Below are 18,057 nucleotides of genomic sequence, written 5' to 3' on the forward strand. Positions count from 1 at the left end.
TAAACCGCCCGACACGCCCATGCCCAACTTCGCGCTGTTTCTCGCGACCTCGATCGCGATCACCTTCGCGCCCGGTCCCGACAACCTGCAAGTGCTCGCGCGCGGCATCTCGCAGGGCCGCATGGCGGGCTTCGTGTCCGCGCTCGGCTTCGCGGCGGGCGTGACGTTCCACACGACGCTCGCCGCGCTCGGCATCGCCGCGCTGCTGCGTTCGTCGCCGCTCGCGTTCCATATCCTCAAGCTCGCGGGCGCCGCGTACCTGATCTGGATCGGCGTGAAGGCGCTGCGCAGCCAGGGACTCGCGGCGGCGGGCGAGCGTCCGCGCCAGCCGCTCGCGACGATCTTCCGCCAGAGCGTGCTCGGCAACATCATGAACCCGAAGGTCACGCTGTTCTTCGTGGTGTTCCTGCCGCAGTTCGTCGACGTGCACGGCGCGCAGAGCGTGACGTTGCAGATGCTCGAACTCGGCCTGCTGTTCATGGCGCAGACCGTGGTCGTGTTCTCGGTGTTCGGCGTGTGCGCGGGCGCGCTCGGCAGCTGGCTCAAGCGCCGTCCGCGCGCGGGCGTGTGGCTCGACCGCCTGGCCGGCCTGACCTTCATCGCGATCGGCATGCGCATCGCGCTGCGCGATTGATGTATCGCTTGATGCCTCGCTCGATGCCTCGCTTCACTGACGCCCGGAGCCTCCCGACATGACCCTGCCCTGCATCACCGACGCGCGCCGCTTCGACGTGAACGCGCATCTGCCGTTTCATTTCGGCGACGAACGCGTGGGCTGGATCCGCGCGGCCGATGTCGCGCTGCTCGCGCGCTGGCCCGACGTCTTCGAGATCGACGGCGACGCCGACACCGCGCGCGTGACGCTCGCCGCCGAATTCGACAGCGTGACGGCGCGCAGCGCGGCGCTCGGCGCGGTGATCGGCGCGCTGGCCGCCGAGGGCCGCATTCCGGGCTGGCGCGACGAAACCTACGCGGTCCGCAACGCCTTCGACGCGCCGCCGCTCGCCTATATCGAGCGCGCGGCCTCGCGCTTCTTCGGCACCATGACCTACGCGGTGCATTTGAACGGCGTCGTAGAATATGCGGGTTCCGCGGCGCCGCAGCTCTGGATCGCGCGCCGCAGCGACACCAAGGCGACCGATCCGGGCATGCTCGACAACGTGGTCGCGGGCGGTATCGGCTGGGGTCTCGGCGTCGAGGCCACGCTCGTGAAGGAGTGCTGGGAAGAGGCGGGCATCGCCGCCGAACTGGCCGCGCGCGCCACGCCGGGCCGCACCGTGCACGTGCTGCAGTCGCTGCCCGAAGGCACCCAGGCCGAGCAGATCTTCGTCTACGATCTGGCGCTGCCCGAGGATTTCGTGCCGCACAATCAGGACGGCGAAGTCGGCGAGCATCGTCTCGCGCGCATCGACGAAACCGCGCGCTGGATCGAGGAAGGCAAGATGACGGTGGACGCGAGTCTCGCGACGCTCGATCTGCTGCTGCGCCGCCAATGGATAGACGAGGACGCGTGCGAGGGCATGGCCGCGATCTTCGAGCCACCGACGCTGTGAAAGGGCGTGGGTTTTTGAGTAACTGAAGCCCTTTTGAAATACCAGGAATCGATGGGAGTCACCAAGGTCATGTCGACCGATCACAGCTTTATTCTCAAACTGTCCTGCGCCGACCGTCCGGGCATCGTGCATGCCGTGTCGGGTTTTCTGTTCGAGCGCGGCAGCAACATTCTCGACTCGGCCCAGTTCGGCGACAGCCACACGGGCGAGTTCTTCATGCGCGTGCATTTCCAGCAGGTGGGCGGCGACCCGGGCCTCGACGGCCTGCGCGACGCGTTCGCGCCGCTGGCGGACGAGTTCGGCATGCGCTGGGAGCTGCATGACGCGAACGTGAAGCCGCGCGTGGTGCTGATGGTGTCGAAGATCGGCCACTGCCTGAACGACCTGCTGTTCCGCTATCGCACCGGTCAGTTGCCCATCGAGATTCCCGCGATCATCTCGAACCACAAGGACTTCTACCAGCTGGCGGCGAGCTACAACATTCCGTTCCATCACTTCCCGCTGCTCGGCGGCACGGCTGAGGACAAGGCCGCGCAGGAAGCGCGCGTGCTCGAAGTGGTGAACCGCGAAGGCGCGGATCTGGTGGTGCTCGCGCGCTACATGCAGATTCTTTCGCCGGAGCTGTGCACGGCGCTCAAGGGCCGCGCGATCAACATCCACCATTCGTTCCTGCCGAGCTTCAAGGGCGCGAAGCCGTACTACCAGGCGTTCGACCGCGGCGTGAAGCTGATCGGCGCGACGGCGCACTATGTGACGTCCGACCTCGACGAAGGCCCGATCATCGAGCAGGAAGTCGAGCGCGTGGACCACAACATGACGCCGGACCAGCTCACGGCGATCGGCCGCGACGTGGAGTGCGTGACGCTCGCGCGCGCGGTGAAGTGGCACGTCGAGCATCGCATTCTGCTGAACGGGCACAAGACGGTGGTGTTCCGTTAAGCGCGTGTTCAGTGCGTGATCAGTACGCAATCGCTGCGGCGATGAGGTGAAAAATGGCCCCGGAAGGGGCCATTGTCTTTTGTCAGGTCATCGCCTAATAATGACTTGTTGCTCTAGTCATCACGGACATAGCATGACGGATCCCGACAAGCGCGCACGCGGTGCGAAGAGCGCAGAGCGTGCAAAGAGGCGGCTCATGGAATCTCAGCAGGTGTCCAAAACCGAGTTCAAGGCGAAAGCGCTCGAATTTTTCCGCCAGGTCGAAGCGTCCGGCGAAAGCGTCGTGGTGACCGATCACGGCCGTCCGACGCTGGAATTGCGGCCGTATCGCAGCCTGGAGCGCGATCCGCTCGACATGTTGCGCGGCTCGGTCGTGCGTTACGACGGACCGACCGATCCCCTCGAAGTCGACTGGGACGCCGCGCAGTGATCGTGCTCGACACGCATGCGCTCGTCTGGTGGGCCAGCGCGGACAAGGCACTGAGCCGCAAGGCCCACACCGCGATTCAACGCGAGTTGAACGGCGGGCAGATCGTGATTTCGGCCATCTCCGCCTGGGAGATCGCCATGCTGGTGCAGCGCGAGAAACTCGTGCTGACCATGGATGTGGACACGTGGCTCGCGACCGTGTCGCAAATCGAAGCGGTGCGCTTCCTGGCCATCGACGTGGAGATCGGCCTGAAATCGGTCGATTTACCGGGCGATTTCCACAAGGATCCGGCCGATCGCATGATCGTCGCCACGGCGCGCAGGCTGGCCGCGCCGCTCGTCACGCGCGACGAGAAGATCCGCGCCTATCCGCACGTCAAGACGATCTGGTAAGCGCGCGAGCCCCAAACCCGCCGCTCAAACCAGCCGCAGATAAATCAGCTCGCGCTTGATATACGCGTAAAAAATCGGCGCCGCGATCACGCCCTGGATGCCGAACGCGGCTTCCATCACGAGCATCGCCACGAGCAGTTCCCACGTGCGCGCCTCGATCTGGCCGCCCACGATGCGCGCGTTCAGGAAGTATTCGAGCTTGTGGATCACGATCAGGAACACAAGCGCCGTGACCGCCGCGGGCAGGCTCACGGTGAGCGCGATGGCGACGATCAGCGTGTTCGAGATCAGGTTGCCGATCACCGGCAGCAGGCCCACCACGAACGTCACCACGACGAGCATCTTGGCGAGCGGCAGCGGCGCGTGGAAAACCGGCAGCACGAGCAGCAGGAACAGGCCCGTGAACACCGTGTTGATCGCCGAGATCTTCACCTGCGCGAACACGATGCGGCGGAACGCGTCGGCGAAACGCGAGACGCGCGCGACGAACGCCGTCGAAAGCGGCAGCCGCGTGGCGTTCTTCTGCGCGCCGATCGCGATGATCGCGCCGATGATCATGCCGATCACGATATGCCCGAAGATGCGCGCCGCGTTCTTGCCGCCCTGGCCGAGCTGCGTGGCGTGCTCGTGCATCAGCGCGAGCGCCTTGAGCTTCATCTGGGCGACGTCCACGGGCAGATAGGCCGCGATGGATTCGGGGATGCGGCTGCGCGCCTGGTCGACGAAAGTCATCATCTGCGCCATGACTTTCTGGACGCTCGGCACATCGTTTTCGAACTGCTCGATCACGCCCACCGTGAGGCCGGTGAGCACGCCCACGATCACGATGGAGACCAGCACCACCGAGAGCCAGCGCGCGCGGCTGCTCGACATGCGCCGCTCGATGAGCGGCGAAATCGTATGGACGAGCTGATACACGAGCATGCCGGCGAGCAGCGCCCCGAGCAGGTTCAGGTGCAGCACCGCGAACATGCCGAGGAGCGCGGCCAGATAGCTGCCGATCTCCACGGCCGAGAGTTTCGGCAGGCTCATGTCGCTCGTGAGCCTGACCGGCCGCGGCCGCAGATCGCGCACCTGCTGCTGCTTCTCGCCGGACGAGCCGGTCGCGTCGGTCGCTTCGTTGCGCTTGGCCATATTGTTTCTTTTCCGTCTCCAGACCTCGGGAGCGCACGCGCTCCCAACCCGTTGTTACCGCAGCTATCGTGAGCGCCTGTTCTGGCGCTGCCTTTTTTATCGACCGCTCATTGTCCCGCTGCTGCGTCGAGTGCGACCGCGCTGCTGGCGCCGCGCTTGAGCAGCGGCGCGAGATAGCGGCCCGTGAAGCTCGCCTTCGACTTCGCGATCTGCTCGGGCGTCCCCTGCGCCACGATCATGCCGCCGCCCGCACCGCCTTCCGGTCCCATGTCGACGACCCAGTCGGCAGTTTTGATGACATCGAGATTATGCTCGATGATGACCACCGTATTGCCCTGATCGCGAAGCCGGTGAATCACTTCGAGCAGCAGGGCGATGTCGTGGAAGTGCAGGCCGGTGGTCGGTTCGTCGAGTATATACAGCGTGCGGCCCGTGTCCCGCTTGGAAAGTTCCAGCGAAAGCTTCACGCGCTGCGCCTCGCCGCCCGACAGCGTGGTCGCCGACTGGCCCAGACGGATGTAGCCCAGGCCCACGTCCAGCAGCGTCTTGAGCTTGCGCGCCACGACCGGCACCGCCTTGAAGAACTCGTAGGCGGTTTCCACCGTCATGTCGAGCACTTCGCTGATGTTCCGGCCCTTGTATTGAATCTCCAGCGTCTCGCGGTTGTAGCGCTTGCCGTGACAGACGTCGCAGGGCACGTAGACGTCGGGCAGGAAGTGCATTTCCACCTTGAGCACGCCGTCGCCCTGGCAGCTTTCGCAGCGGCCGCCCTTCACGTTGAACGAGAAGCGGCCCGACTCGTAGCCGCGCTCCTTGGCCGCCGGCACGCCGGCGAACAGTTCGCGGATCGGCGTGAAGAGGCCGGTGTAGGTGGCCGGATTCGAGCGCGGCGTGCGGCCGATCGGCGACTGATCGACGTTGATGACCTTGTCGAAATGCTCCAGTCCCTCGATCGATTCGAACGGCGCGGGTTCCGCCGACGAGCCGTACAGATGCTGCGCCACTGCGTGATAGAGCGTGTCGTTGATGAGCGTGGACTTGCCCGAGCCCGACACGCCCGTCACGCAGGTGAGCAGGCCGACCGGCAGGTCGAGCGTCACGTGCTTGAGGTTGTTGCCGTAGGCCTCGACGATGCGCAGACGCCGCTCGTCGGGGTCCTGGCGCTCGTCGGGATAGTCGATGCGGCGCGCGCCCGACAGATACTGACCGGTCATCGACGCGGGATCGCGCTCCACCTGCTTGGGCGTGCCTTCGGCGATCACCATGCCGCCGTGCACGCCCGCGCCCGGTCCCATGTCGACGACGTAATCGGCCATGCGGATCATGTCCTCGTCGTGCTCCACGACGATCACCGAATTGCCGAGATCGCGCAGATGCTTGAGCGTGGAGATGAGACGGTCGTTGTCGCGCTGGTGCAGGCCGATCGACGGTTCGTCGAGCACGTACATCACGCCCGTGAGGCCCGAGCCGATCTGCGAGGCGAGGCGGATGCGCTGCGCTTCGCCGCCCGAGAGCGTTTCGGCGCTGCGTTCGAGCGAGAGGTAATCGAGGCCGACGTTATTCAGGAACATCAGTCGCGCGACGATTTCCTTGACCACCTTGTCGGCGATCTCGCCCTTGGAGCCTTCGAGGCGCAGCGTCTGGAAGTAGCCGAGCGTGTCGCGCAGCGGCCAGCCGCTCACTTCGTAAATGGCGCGCGCGTCCTCGCCCGCGCCGATGCGCACGAAGCGCGCTTCGCGGCGCAGACGCGTGCCTTCGCAATGCGGGCAGGCCTGATTGTTCTGGTACTTGGCGAGTTCCTCGCGCACCGCGGCGGAATCGGTCTCGCGGTAGCGGCGCTCCAGGTTCGGGATGATGCCTTCGAACACGTGCTCGCGCACCGACGTGCGGCCGCGCTCGTTGATGTACGAGAACGGGATTTCCTGCTTGCCCGAGCCGTACAGCAGGATCTTGCGCACTTTCTCGGGCAGGTCCTCGAACGCGATGTCGATGTCGAAGTCGTAGTACGCCGCCAGGCTCTGCAGCATCTGGAAGTAGAACTGGTTGCGCCGGTCCCAGCCCTTCACGGCGCCCGCCGCGAGCGACAGCGACGGATGCGCGACCACGCGCTTCGGGTCGAAGAAGGTGATCTGGCCGAGGCCGTCGCACTCCGGGCACGCGCCCATCGGGTTGTTGAACGAGAAGAGGCGCGGCTCCAGCTCCGGCAGCGAGTACGAGCAGATCGGGCAGGCGAACTTCGAGCTGTAGAGATGCTCCTTGTTCGTGTCCATTTCGAGCGCGATGGCGCGGCCTTCGGCGAGACGCAGCGCCGTTTCGAACGACTCCGCGAGACGCTGCTTCATGTCGGGGCGCACCTTGAGGCGGTCCACCACCACGTCGATGGTGTGCCGCTCGCTCTTCTTGAGCTTGGGCAGCGACTCGACCTCGTAGATCTTCGCCTCGCCCTCGTTGGCCGTGCCGCCGCCCGAGCGCACGCGAAAGCGCACGAAACCCTGCGCCTGCATGTCGTCGAAGAGTTCGGCGTGCTCGCCCTTGCGGTCCACGATCACGGGCGCGAGGATCATCAGCTTGGTCTCTTCGGGCAGCGCGAGCGCGGCGTCGACCATCTGCGAGACGCTTTGCGACTCCAGCGGGATCTCGTGGTCGGGGCAGTAGGGCGTGCCGACACGTGCGTAAAGAAGTCGCAGGTAGTCGTGGATTTCGGTGACGGTGCCGACCGTCGAGCGCGGGTTGTGCGACGTGGCCTTCTGCTCGATGGAAATTGCCGGCGACAGACCCTCGATCAGATCGACGTCGGGCTTCTCCATCAACTGAAGAAACTGTCGGGCGTACGCCGACAGGCTTTCCACGTAGCGGCGCTGGCCTTCTGCGTAGAGCGTGTCGAAGGCCAGCGAGGACTTGCCGGAACCGGACAGCCCGGTAATCACCACGAGCTTGTGGCGCGGCAGGTCCAGATTGACGTTCTTCAGGTTGTGGGTTCGGGCCCCACGGATACGGATCTGTTCCATGAACCTGCGGGAGAAAGGGAGGCTAAACCTGCTACTATAACGACTTTTCCAGACCGCCGTTACGGCTTGCCGACGGTCTTTGAAAGGACCTTGAAGCGTCCGCGCGAAGACTCTGCAAGCGAACCGACAGCTCTTGCTGGCGACCCCGGGCACGCGCTCCGCGGTCGCGGTACGTGCCGAATGCGCGCCCACTGAGTTCCCGCCGAGCGCCCACGCGGCGCTCGCATGGCCGGCGGGCAGCGGCGGCCAATCAGGCGGCCAGTCACGGCGGCCAATCACAACACGCTCCGATGTCCTCCAACTCACCCGCTACCTCTTCACGCATGAGCGCGCCCGAGCTGCGCGCGACCGTGTCGCTCGCCGCGATCTTCGCGCTGCGCATGCTGGGCCTCTTCATGATCATGCCGGTGTTTTCGGTTTACGCGAAAACGATTCCCGGCGGCGACAACGTGCTGCTCGTCGGCATCGCGCTGGGCGCGTACGGCGTCACGCAGTCGCTCCTGTACATTTTCTACGGCTGGGTCTCCGACCGCATCGGCCGCAAGCCGGTGATCGCCGCCGGCCTCGTGATCTTCGCGATCGGCAGCTTCGTGGCCGCGGGCGCGCACGACATGACGTGGATTATCGTCGGGCGCGTGATTCAGGGCATGGGCGCGGTGTCGTCGGCCGTGCTGGCCTTCATCGCCGACCTCACGAGCGAGCAGAACCGCACCAAGGCGATGGCGATGGTGGGTGGCTCGATCGGTATTTCGTTCGCGGTGGCGATCGTCGGCGCGCCCATCGTGGTGCACTGGCTCGGCATGAGCGGCCTGTTCACGCTGGTCGGCGTGTTCTCGATCATCGCGGTGGGCGTGGTGCTCTGGATCGTGCCCGACGCGCCCAAGCCCGTGCACGTGCGCGCGCCGTTCTCCGAAGTCCTGCACAACGTCGAACTGCTGCGCCTGAATTTCGGCGTGCTGGTGCTGCACGCCACACAAACCGCGCTGTTCCTCGTGGTGCCGCGCCTGCTCGTCGATGCGGGCTTGCCGGTCGCCTCGCACTGGATGATTTATCTGCCCGTGATGGGCCTCTCGTTCGTGCTGATGGTGCCGGCCATCATCGCGGCGGAGAAGAAGGGCAAGATGAAGGCCGTGGTGGTCTCGGCCATTGGGCTTATTCTGATCGGCCAGCTTCTGCTCGGCTCGCTTGCGCATACCATAGCAATCGTGGCCGCCGTGCTGTTCGTGTACTTCCTCGGCTTCAACATTCTGGAGGCCTCGCAGCCTTCGCTGGTGTCGAAACTCGCGCCGGGCACCCGCAAGGGCGCGGCCACGGGCGTCTATAACACCACGCAGTCGATCGGGCTCGCGCTCGGCGGCGTGGTGGGCGGCTGGCTGCTCAAGCACGACGGCGCGAGCACCGTTTTCTATACGTGCTCAGGCCTCGTGTTCTGCTGGCTTATAATCGCGGCCAACATGAAGGCGCCGCCCAAACGCGCTGAGCGCGCGTGAGCGTGCGTTTGAACGCGCTTCGGCGCGCCTGATCGGAATCAACTGGAGAAATACATGGCATCCGTGAACAAGGTGATCCTCGTCGGCAACCTCGGCGCCGAGCCGGAAGTGCGCTATCTGCCGAGCGGTGACGCCGTGGCGAACATCCGCCTCGCGACCACCGACCGCTACAAGGACAAGGCGTCCGGCGAGTTCAAGGAATTGACCGAATGGCACCGCGTGGCGTTCTTCGGCCGTCTGGCCGAGATCGTCTCGGAGTACCTGAAGAAGGGCTCGTCGGTGTATATCGAGGGCCGCATCCGCACCCGCAAGTGGCAGGCGCAGGACGGCACCGACCGTTATTCGACGGAAATCGTCGCCGACCAGATGCAGATGCTGGGCGGCCGCAGCGGCGGCGCGTCGGCAGGCAGCGACATGGGCGACGACGGCGGCTACAGCCGTGACAGCGCACCGCGCGGCGGTGGCCGTGCTTCGGGCGGCGGCGGCGGTGGCGCACCGCGTTCGAGCGGTGGCGGTGCGGGCGGCGGCGGTGGCCGTTCGAACGCGCCGGCTGGCGGCGGTTTCGACGAAATGGACGACGATATTCCGTTCTGATTCGGTTCGAATCTCGTTCGCTTCCCGCTCGATACTTTCGAGCGCGAGTACGACGAAAAGCCCGCGACCTTTTGGGTCGCGGGCTTTTTTCATGGCGAGAGCGGTGTGGATGGTGCGGGTGCACCAGCACCGCCCGTTTTCGAACTGATCCGATGTCAGCGCGCGAATGCGCGGCCTACTCTGATTCCTGTTTGCAGCACGTCGCTGCGTCCTGTTTCGGAGTCCGCCATGAGCCCTGTTCAACTCGTCGACCTTAGCCGTCTGAGCGCCGTTCCCACGGCGCACGCGCCGGCTCGCACGCCCGCGATCAGCTTCGCGATCGCGTTCGTGCTGCGCATCCTGCGCAAGTAAAAGACCGCGCTCGCGGCGGCGCGGGTCGTGCCGCCGCGAAGCCTCACGCCGACACCACACCCAACCTCACACCGCGCCCCTGCGGCGATTGCGCCCACGTCGACGCGGCCTGCATTGCCGCGCTCCTTCCTTTGATTTGCATCACGGCAAACCGGCCGCACCCAGGCGACGATAAAAAAGATGCATCAATTTTGCATCTTACAAATCGTCGATGCGGCGCGGCTTGCCGCCATCGGACGACGCCGCGCTCCGACAGCCGATCCACGATCGCCTGCCGAGTGGCGCGAGCCTTCCCCACAAGCAAGGAGAGCAGCGTGTTTTGCTACCAATGTGAACAGACCGACCGCACCCACGGCGCGCCCGGATGCGCCTCGGCGAAGGGCAACTGCGGCAAGGACGCCACGACCGCCGATCTGCAGGATCTGCTGATCCACGCGGTCAAGGGCATCGCGCAGTACAACGCACTCGCGCGCGGTCTCGGCAGCCCCGACCGCGAAGCCGACCGCTTCATCCTCTACGCGATGTTCACCACGCTCACCAACGTGAACTTCAACGCGGGCCGCTTCGTCGCGATGCTGCGCGAAGCCGCGCAACATCGCGACTGCGTGAAGACGGCCTACGAAACGATGGCGTTCGCGCAGGGCGTCGCGCTGCAGCAGCCCGACGGTCCCGCGCGCTGGCAGCCGGGCGAGGATCTGCCGCAACTGCTCGCGCAGGCCGCAAAAGTGGGCGTCGACGCGGGCCTCGACACCGTCGGCGCCGACATCGTCGGGCTGCGCGCGCTGGTGCTCTACGGCCTCAAGGGCGTGTGCGCCTACGCGCATCACGCGCGCGTGCTCGGCTACGAAAGCGAGGAAGTCTACGCAGGCGTGGCGTCGGCGCTCGCGTTCCTCGCGCGCGATCCCATGCAGGTCGACGAACTGCTCGAACAGGCGCTCGCGCTCGGCACGCTGAACCTCAAGGTGATGGAGCTGCTCGACGCCGCGAACACGGGCCGTTTCGGCCATCAGCAGCCCACGGCGGTGCGCATGACGCCGGTCGCGGGCAAGGCGATTCTCGTTTCCGGTCACGATCTCGGCGACCTCGAAGCGCTGCTGCAAGCGACCGAAGGCGCGGGCGTACAGATTTACACGCACGGCGAGATGCTGCCCGCGCACGCCTATCCGAAGCTCAAGGCGTATGCGCATCTCGCGGGCAACTACGGCGGCGCGTGGCAGGACCAGCAGGCCGACTTCGCGAATTTCCCCGGCCCCATCCTGATGACCTCGAACTGCCTGATCGAGCCGCTGCCGCAATATCGTCAGCGTATCTTCACGACCGGGCCGGTCGGCTGGACGGGCGTGCGGCATCTGGAGCATCACACGTTCGCGCCGCTCGTGCAGGCCGCGCTCGCGCTGCCGGGCTTCCGCGAGACCGCGCCCGAGGAAACCGTGACGATCGGCTTCGCGCGCCACACCGTGCTCGGCGTCGCCGACAAGGTGATCGACGCCGTGAAGGCCGGCCAGATCCGCCACTTCTTCCTGATCGGCGGCTGCGACGGCGCTGCGCCCGGCCGCAACTACTACACCGAGTTCGCGCAGGCCGCGCCCGACGACACCGTCGTCATGACGCTCGGCTGCAACAAGTACCGCTTCAATCGCCACGCGTTCGGTGACATCGGCGGCATTCCGCGTCTGCTCGATCTCGGCCAGTGCAACGACAGCTATTCGGCGATCCAGATCGCGGTCGCGCTCGCGGAGGCGTTCGAGTGCGGCGTCAACGACCTGCCGCTGTCGCTGGTGATTTCGTGGTTCGAACAGAAGGCCGCCGCCGTGCTGCTGACGCTGCTCGCGCTCGGCATCCGCAACATCCGTCTCGGACCGACGCTGCCCGCGTTCCTCACGCCGGGCGTGCTCCAGCTTCTCATCGAGCAGTTCGGCATTCAGCCGATCGGCGATGCGCACGCCGACCTCGCCGCCGCGCTCGCGCGCAAGGCTGCGTGACACGGAGCACGGGCAAGCCGATGAACCATCGAATCGAGATTCTCACGCGTGACGGCGCGGCGTTCGCGTTCGAATGCGAACCGCAGCAGGACGTGCTGGCGGCGGCCGCGGCGGCGCAGTTGACGCTGCCGTCGCAGTGCAAGCGCGGCAGTTGCGGCGCGTGCCACGCGAGCGTCGCCGAGGGCGATTACACGCTGGGCGAGCACGCCGCCGAGGCGCTGCCCGCCGACGATCCGCGTGCGGTGCTGCTGTGCCGCACGACGCCGCGCAGCGATCTGCGCATCGTCGCGCCGTACGAAAGCACGAAGGTGCTGCGTCAGCCGGTGGCGGTGAGGCGCGCGCGCATCGCGTCGCTGGAGACGATCGCCGACGACACGCGCCGCCTCGCACTGCAACTCGATCCCGACGATATCAACGGCAGCGCCGCCGAGTTCGAAGCGGGCCAGTTCGTCGAACTCGCGCTGCCACGGGGCGAAGGCGAGGGCGCGGGCGAGGACAGCGGTGAAGTGCGTCGTCCGTTCTCGCTCGCCAACACGAGCAACTGGGATGGCCAACTGGAGTTGCTGATCCGCCTGCGGCCCGGCGGCGCGTTTTCCGGCTGGCTGCGCGAACGCGCGCGCGTGGGCGACGCGCTGACCGTGCACGGCCCGCAAGGCGGTTTCGGCCTGTTCGCCGACAGCCTGCGGCCGCGCTGGTTCGTGGCGGGCGGCACCGGCCTCGCGCCTGTGCTCTCGATGCTGCGCCGCATGGCCGAGTACCAGGAGATGAACGAGGCGCGCTTGTTTTTCGGCGTGAACCGCGTCAGCGAGCTGTTCATGGTCGACGAACTCGCGCGCTTGCAAACGGAGTTGCCGCAGTTGAGCGTCGAATGCTGCGTGCGCGACGCCGACGACGCCTGGCGCGGCTTTCACGGCACGCCGGTCGAGGCGCTGGAAGGCGCGCTGGCGTTGACGAACGCCTCGCCTGATCTCTACGTGTGCGGCCCGCCCGCGATGGTGAGCGCGGCGCAGGCGGTCGCCGTGGCGGCGCGCGTGCCGCCGTCGCAATTCGCCAGCGAGCGCTTCGCTGTCTGAGCCGACGCCTCGCGTTGTTCCTGCGAACTCGCCTTCGGGCGAGTTTTTTTATGCGCGCGCGCACGCCGATGCCGGAATTGACATTTTGTCGTAAATCGTCAAAATGTCATGCATGGCGAAGCTCAACACTCCCACTCCGCGATCCGACCGCAGCGTCAGCGCGCGCGAAAACGCGCTGCTGCTGCGCGAAGGCCGCAAGATCGTCGAGGCGCTCGGCCAGACGCTCGCGCCGCTCGTCGAGGTCGTGCTGCACGATCTGACCGCGCCCGAGCAGTCGGTCGTCGCGATTTCGAACAATTTGTCCGGCCGTCAGGTCGGCGACGCGGCCACCGAAATGGGCCTCGCGCGCCTGAGCGATCCCGGTTTCCCCGAAGTCGTCGCCAATTATCCGAACCGCTTTCCCGATGGCCGGCCCGTCAAGAGCACGTCGATCGGGCTGAAGAACAGCGCGGGCGAGTACGTCGCGGCCGTCTGCCTGAACATGGACGTCTCGCTGCTCGGCGCGGTCACGGCGGGCCTCGGCCAGCTGATGCAGACGGGCGCCGCCGCGCCGCTGCCAGAATCGCTCGCGCCGCGCGCGGGCGACGGCGTGCGCGCCGCGCTCGAACGCTACGCGGCCGCGCGCAACACCACGCCCATCGGCATGACGCTCGCGCAACGCCGCGACGCCGTGCGCGAACTCGCCGAAAGCGGCCATCTGAACCTGCGCCACGCGTTGGCCGAAGTGGCGCGCACGCTCGGCGTGGCGCGCTCCACCGTCTACACCTACTTGCCCAGCGAGCACCGATCATGAGCACTCTGCCGATCACCTTCGACGACGTCGTCGCCGCCCACGAACGCATTCGCGGCGTCGCGCACCGTACGCCCGTGCTGACTTCGCGCACCGCGAACGAACTCGCGGGCGCGGAACTGTTCTTCAAGTGCGAGAACTTCCAGCGCATGGGCGCGTTCAAGTTTCGCGGCGCGTACAACGCCATCGCGCAGTTCACGCCGGAGCAGAAGAAGGGCGGCGTGATCACGTTCTCGTCGGGCAATCACGCGCAGGCCATCGCGCTCTCGGCGCAACTGCTCGGCGTGAAGGCCGTGATCGTGATGCCGCAGGACGCGCCCGCCGTGAAGGTCGCGGCCACGCGCGGCTACGGCGGCGAAGTGGTGTTCTACGACCGCTACACCGAGGACCGCGAAGCGCTCGGTCAGCGTCTCGCCGCGGAGCGCGGCCTCACGCTGATTCCGCCTTACGATCATCCGCACGTGATGGCCGGGCAGGGCACGGCGGCGAAGGAACTGTTCGAGGACGCGGGCGGTTTCGACGTGCTGCTGACGCCGCTCGGCGGCGGCGGCCTGCTCTCGGGCTGCGCGACGGCGGCGCATGCGCTCGCGCCCGATTGCACGGTGATCGGCGTGGAGCCGGAAGCGGGCAACGACGGCCAGCGCAGCCTGCAAGGCGGCGCGATCGTCCATATCGACACGCCCAAGACCATCGCCGACGGCGCGCAGACGCAGCATCTGGGCAACTACACGTTCGCGGTGATCCGCGAGCGCGTGCGCGAGATCGTGACGGTCAGCGACGCGGAACTCGTCGAGACGATGAAGTTCTTCGCGAGCCGCATGAAGATCTACGTCGAGCCGACCGGCTGCCTCGCGGCGGCGGCGGTCCTGCAACGCAAGGTGGACGTGCAGGGCAAACGCGTGGGCATCGTCATCTCGGGCGGCAACGTCGATCTGCTGCGTTTTGCCGAGCTGGTGAGCGCGCAGCCCTGAGCGGCGCGTAACGCGATCCGCATTTAATCAGGATCGCGAATCAATAATGCGGCGCATGCGAGGTGCTAGCCGAACAATCCGGCCAGCGCCTCGCGCGCGTTCGCGATGTGCGCACTTTCGCCGGGCCGGCCCGGCAGCAGATGGAATTCGGCGGACGGCAACGCGGGCAGGCCGAACGACGCGGGACAGGCCATCAGCCCGTCGCCGATCGCCGACTCGTTCAGGCAGGAAATGCCCAGCCCCGCCTTCAACGCGAGCTGAAGTCCCGCGACGCCCGATGCCGAATGCGAAATCAGATACGGCATGCGCGCGCGGTCGAGCAGCCTCACGACGTAACGCTGCAACTGGCACGTCGCGGGCAGCAGCACGAGCGGCCAGGGCGGTGCGAGCGCGCCGCGTTCGCGCAGCGTCTCGCGCGCGCTGACCCAGACCAGCTTCTCGCGGCGGATCACCTTGCTTGCGGTCGCCGAGGTCGCCGCGCCAGGCTTCGTCGCGCCGCGTTTTCCCGTTCCCTCCACCATGCGCAGCGACAGGCCGATGTCGAAGGCGTTGTCGTCCGCGCCGGCGTCGATTACGGCGCTCGGCAGCACCGTCACATGCAGACGCAGGCGCGGATGCTGGCTCGCGAAACGGCGGAGGATCGCGGCCACGTCGTGCGGCCGGTAGTAATCGGTGATGGCGATGCGCACCTCGCCGTCGAGCGAGCGCCCGAGCATGTCGTCGAACGCGGCATCGCACATCGCGACGATGCGGCGCGCGTGATCGAGCAGCTTCGCGCCCGCGGGCGTCGGCGCGACGCCGTACTTGCCGCGCACGAACAGCGGCTGGCCGATGCGCTCCTCCAGTTTCTTCAACTGCTCGCTCACCGACGACTGCGAGAGAAACACGCGCTCGGCGCCCGCCGAGACGCTGCCCGCCTCCGTGACGGCGATGAAGGTGCGCAACTGCGCGAAATCGAGACCGCGTGCGTTCATGGTGTGCGTGGATCAGCCGGATCGGGCTGCGAAGGTGGGTGTCGAGATTTCGGAAATTCCGATGCAATCGTTTGGATATTCCCGCTTTTCCGATAGATGGTGCGCCTCTAGCATGAGCGCAGTCAACCTCTTTCTGGAGCGCAACATGGAGTACGCAGACGGGCGCGGCGCGCCGCATCGATGGAAGGTCTTGAGCGTGGGCGTGGCGGCCAACGCCAGTTTCGCGGCCGCGTTTTCGGGCATTCCGGCGACGGCGGTGCTGATCCGTTCGGGTTACCACATCGGCACCGGCGAACTCGGCTTTCTGCTCGGCATGCTCGGTCTCGGCATCGTGCTCAGCGAATTGCCGTGGGGCATGCTCACGGACCGTTGGGGCGACCGGCGCGTGCTGCTCACGGGACTCGTTTCGACGGCGGCGGCGCTGCTGGCGATGGCGATGTGGGGCGCGCCGACGGCGGCGCGCGTGCCGGGCCTGCCGCTGCTCGAAGCGGGCTTTCTCGCGATCGGCTTGCTGGGCGGCAGCGTCAACGGTTCGAGCGGACGCGCGGTGATGGCCTGGTTCGGTCCCGCCGAGCGCGGCCTCGCGATGAGCATCCGTCAGACTGCGGTGCCGACGGGCGCGGGCATCGGCGCGCTGATGCTGCCGCCGCTCGCGCAGCATGCGGGCTTCGTCTGGGTGTACGGCGCGCTGGCGGCGATGTGCCTCGCTTCCGCCATGCTGACGCTGCTATGGGTGCGCGACCCCGACACATCGCCCGTCGCGCCGACAGGAAACGCCGACGCCGCGTCGGAAGCGGCCATTTCGCCGTTGCGCAGCGCGCCGGTCTGGCGTGTGACGCTCGGCATCGCGGCGCTATGCATGCCGCAAGTCGCCGTGATCTCGTTCGCGAGCGTCTTCCTGCACGACTTCGGCCACGTGCGCGGCGTGGCGATCGGCGCGGCGCTCGCGGCGGTGCAGGGCGGCGCGGCGGTCATGCGCGTCTGGAGCGGGCGCTGGACCGACCGGCACGGCAACCGCAACGCCTATCTGCGAGCCTGCGCGGCGCTCACTGTAGGATTATTCGTAGTGCTTGCCATATTGACGGCGTTCGTCGCGCGTACGGGGCAGGGCGTGCATTCGATGGCGGCGTTGACGGGACTCTTCACGCTGCTCGTGGCGGGCGGCATCGCGGCGTCGGCGTGGCACGGCGTGGCCTACACCGAACTCGCGACGCAGGCGGGCCATAGCCGCACCGGCACGGCGCTCGCCATGGGCAACAGCGGCGCCTTTCTCGCTTTCTGGCTCGTGCCTTCCGCAATTCCGATGTTGCTGTCGGCGTTCGGCTGGCCTGCCGTGTGGCTCGCGGCGGCGGCGTGCGGCGCGCTTGCCTGGCCGGCCTTCGCGCGCGTGCCGTTGGCGCGTCGACAAAGCCATGCATCGCGGGGCGCGAGACAGCGGATTTCCGTTTGACTGCGGATGTATCAGACTTATACCGACGGGTTATTCTGAGTGTTTTTATTTAATTCGCATAACGAAGAAGTTAATTCGTTTAACCGACACATGATCGGCATTTAAAGTAGCTTTAACGTTGTTTCGGAAATCTCTGATACTGGCAATCGTTAATCGATGTTCAGATGGGAGACCCTGCTGCGTACCGCTATACGCAGACAAGGCACAGAGCGAGTCGGCGCGTCCGCCGCGTGCACATCGCCGCCCCTACCTGTCACATCGAGAGAGAGCCAACTTGAAGCTACGCGTCGTTCTCGCCGACGATCACCCATTCGTTCTATTAGGCGTTCGTTCCGCGCTCGAAACCGCTGGCGATGTCCATGTCGTTGGCGAGGCTGCCAGTCCGCGCGAGCTGATCGGCGTGCTCGAACGCGTTCCCTGCGATGTCGCGGTCACCGACCTCACCATGCCCAGCCAGCCGGGCGAGATCGAAGACGGCCTGCCGCTCGTGCGGCGTTTGCGGCGCGACTGGCCGCAATGCCGCGTCGTCGTGCTCACGAGCATCACCAACGTGGCCATCCTGCGTACCGTGCTCGACACGGGCGTCACGGCGCTGCTCCGCAAGAGCGAGCCGATGGACGAGCTCACCGCGGCGGTGCGCGGCGCCGGCAATGGCTTGCGCTACGTTAGCCGGTCGATCCTCAGCGATCTCGCCATCGCCGGCGCGGAGGGCGCGGGTTCCCTGCGTGCGCCGCGTCTGTCGCCGCGCGAGTCGGAGGTGGTCCGTCAGTTCGTCTGCGGCCGCACCATCACCGAAATCGCCCGCGAACTCGACCGCGACGTGCGCACGGTGAGCCGTCAGAAGCGCGACGCCATGGCCAAGCTCGGCGTCAGCAACGACGCGGGGCTGTTCGCCTTCGTGCGCGCGCACGGACTGCTATGAGCGG

At 66.6% G+C, this 18,057-nt stretch carries 17 protein-coding genes; 14 read left to right on the forward strand and 3 right to left on the reverse strand.

Annotated elements, in window-relative coordinates; all coding sequences use genetic code 11:
* Positions 1–19 precede the first annotated feature (19 nt).
* The 5 genes from LDO54_RS11795 (at position 20) to LDO54_RS11815 (ending at position 3,314) form a co-directional block, all read left to right on the forward strand.
* On the forward strand, positions 20–634 hold the full coding sequence (locus LDO54_RS11795) for a LysE family translocator (RefSeq protein ID WP_224010397.1): 615 nt from the start codon (positions 20–22) through the stop codon (positions 632–634).
* 58 nt (positions 635–692) lie between these two features.
* Entirely contained in the window at positions 693–1,553 is an 861-nt protein-coding gene (locus tag LDO54_RS11800; RefSeq protein WP_224010399.1) for an NUDIX hydrolase, read from the forward strand.
* 69 nt (positions 1,554–1,622) lie between these two features.
* On the forward strand, positions 1,623–2,492 hold the full coding sequence (gene purU / locus LDO54_RS11805) for a formyltetrahydrofolate deformylase (RefSeq protein WP_224010492.1): 870 nt from the start codon (positions 1,623–1,625) through the stop codon (positions 2,490–2,492).
* A 196-nt stretch (positions 2,493–2,688) separates the two neighbouring features.
* A complete protein-coding gene (locus tag LDO54_RS11810) occupies positions 2,689–2,922 on the forward strand; it encodes a type II toxin-antitoxin system Phd/YefM family antitoxin (protein ID WP_224010401.1) in 234 nt (77 codons plus the stop codon).
* On the forward strand, positions 2,919–3,314 hold the full coding sequence (locus LDO54_RS11815; protein ID WP_224010403.1) for a type II toxin-antitoxin system VapC family toxin: 396 nt from the start codon (positions 2,919–2,921) through the stop codon (positions 3,312–3,314). The genes LDO54_RS11810 and LDO54_RS11815 overlap by 4 nt, the downstream gene beginning before the upstream one ends.
* Positions 3,315–3,338: 24 nt before the next feature.
* Here the strand turns inward: LDO54_RS11815 and LDO54_RS11820 are convergent, their stop codons facing one another.
* Both LDO54_RS11820 and uvrA read right to left on the reverse strand, forming a co-directional pair.
* Entirely contained in the window at positions 3,339–4,448 is a 1,110-nt protein-coding gene (locus LDO54_RS11820; protein ID WP_224010404.1) for an AI-2E family transporter, read from the reverse strand.
* A gap of 107 nt (positions 4,449–4,555) precedes the next feature.
* A complete protein-coding gene (uvrA, locus tag LDO54_RS11825; RefSeq protein ID WP_224010406.1) occupies positions 4,556–7,456 on the reverse strand; it encodes an excinuclease ABC subunit UvrA in 2,901 nt (966 codons plus the stop codon).
* 323 nt (positions 7,457–7,779) lie between these two features.
* On the opposite strand from uvrA, the gene LDO54_RS11830 reads away from it, so the two are divergent.
* The 7 genes from LDO54_RS11830 (at position 7,780) to LDO54_RS11855 (ending at position 14,707) form a co-directional block, all read left to right on the forward strand.
* The gene (locus LDO54_RS11830) at positions 7,780–8,946 is read left to right on the forward strand and encodes an MFS transporter (RefSeq protein WP_224010494.1); all 1,167 of its coding nucleotides are present in this window, start codon (positions 7,780–7,782) and stop codon (positions 8,944–8,946) included.
* A 54-nt stretch (positions 8,947–9,000) separates the two neighbouring features.
* Positions 9,001–9,540, forward strand: coding sequence for a single-stranded DNA-binding protein (locus tag LDO54_RS11835; RefSeq protein ID WP_224010408.1), 540 nt, complete (start codon positions 9,001–9,003; stop codon positions 9,538–9,540).
* Between the two features lie 228 nt (positions 9,541–9,768).
* Entirely contained in the window at positions 9,769–9,891 is a 123-nt protein-coding gene (locus LDO54_RS38880) for a hypothetical protein (RefSeq protein WP_290371073.1), read from the forward strand.
* Positions 9,892–10,205: 314 nt separating this feature from the next.
* Entirely contained in the window at positions 10,206–11,873 is a 1,668-nt protein-coding gene (gene hcp, locus LDO54_RS11840; RefSeq protein ID WP_224010410.1) for a hydroxylamine reductase, read from the forward strand.
* A 20-nt stretch (positions 11,874–11,893) separates the two neighbouring features.
* Positions 11,894–12,946, forward strand: coding sequence for a 2Fe-2S iron-sulfur cluster binding domain-containing protein (locus tag LDO54_RS11845; protein WP_224010411.1), 1,053 nt, complete (start codon positions 11,894–11,896; stop codon positions 12,944–12,946).
* Between the two features lie 112 nt (positions 12,947–13,058).
* Positions 13,059–13,739, forward strand: a complete 681-nt coding sequence (locus LDO54_RS11850) for a helix-turn-helix transcriptional regulator (RefSeq protein ID WP_224010413.1) — start codon at positions 13,059–13,061, stop codon at positions 13,737–13,739.
* Complete coding sequence (locus LDO54_RS11855) at positions 13,736–14,707, forward strand: threo-3-hydroxy-L-aspartate ammonia-lyase (RefSeq protein ID WP_224010415.1); 972 nt, start codon at positions 13,736–13,738, stop codon at positions 14,705–14,707. Before LDO54_RS11850 ends, LDO54_RS11855 begins: the two co-directional genes overlap by 4 nt.
* Before the next feature lie 65 nt (positions 14,708–14,772).
* Here the strand turns inward: LDO54_RS11855 and LDO54_RS11860 are convergent, their stop codons facing one another.
* The gene (locus LDO54_RS11860) at positions 14,773–15,681 is read right to left on the reverse strand and encodes a LysR family transcriptional regulator (RefSeq protein ID WP_224010417.1); all 909 of its coding nucleotides are present in this window, start codon (positions 15,679–15,681) and stop codon (positions 14,773–14,775) included.
* Between the two features lie 112 nt (positions 15,682–15,793).
* Here LDO54_RS11860 and LDO54_RS11865 point away from each other — a divergent pair, with 112 nt between their 5' ends.
* A complete protein-coding gene (locus LDO54_RS11865; RefSeq protein WP_224010419.1) occupies positions 15,794–17,131 on the forward strand; it encodes an MFS transporter in 1,338 nt (445 codons plus the stop codon).
* A 274-nt stretch (positions 17,132–17,405) separates the two neighbouring features.
* Positions 17,406–18,053 carry a response regulator transcription factor gene (locus tag LDO54_RS11870; protein WP_224010421.1) on the forward strand — a complete coding sequence of 216 codons (648 nt, stop codon included), beginning with the start codon at positions 17,406–17,408 and terminating at the stop codon, positions 18,051–18,053.
* Positions 18,054–18,057 lie beyond the last annotated feature (4 nt).

It is taken from the genome of Paraburkholderia tropica (genome assembly GCF_914484835.1).
In the GTDB taxonomy this organism is placed as follows: Bacteria; Pseudomonadota; Gammaproteobacteria; order Burkholderiales; family Burkholderiaceae; genus Paraburkholderia; species Paraburkholderia tropica_A.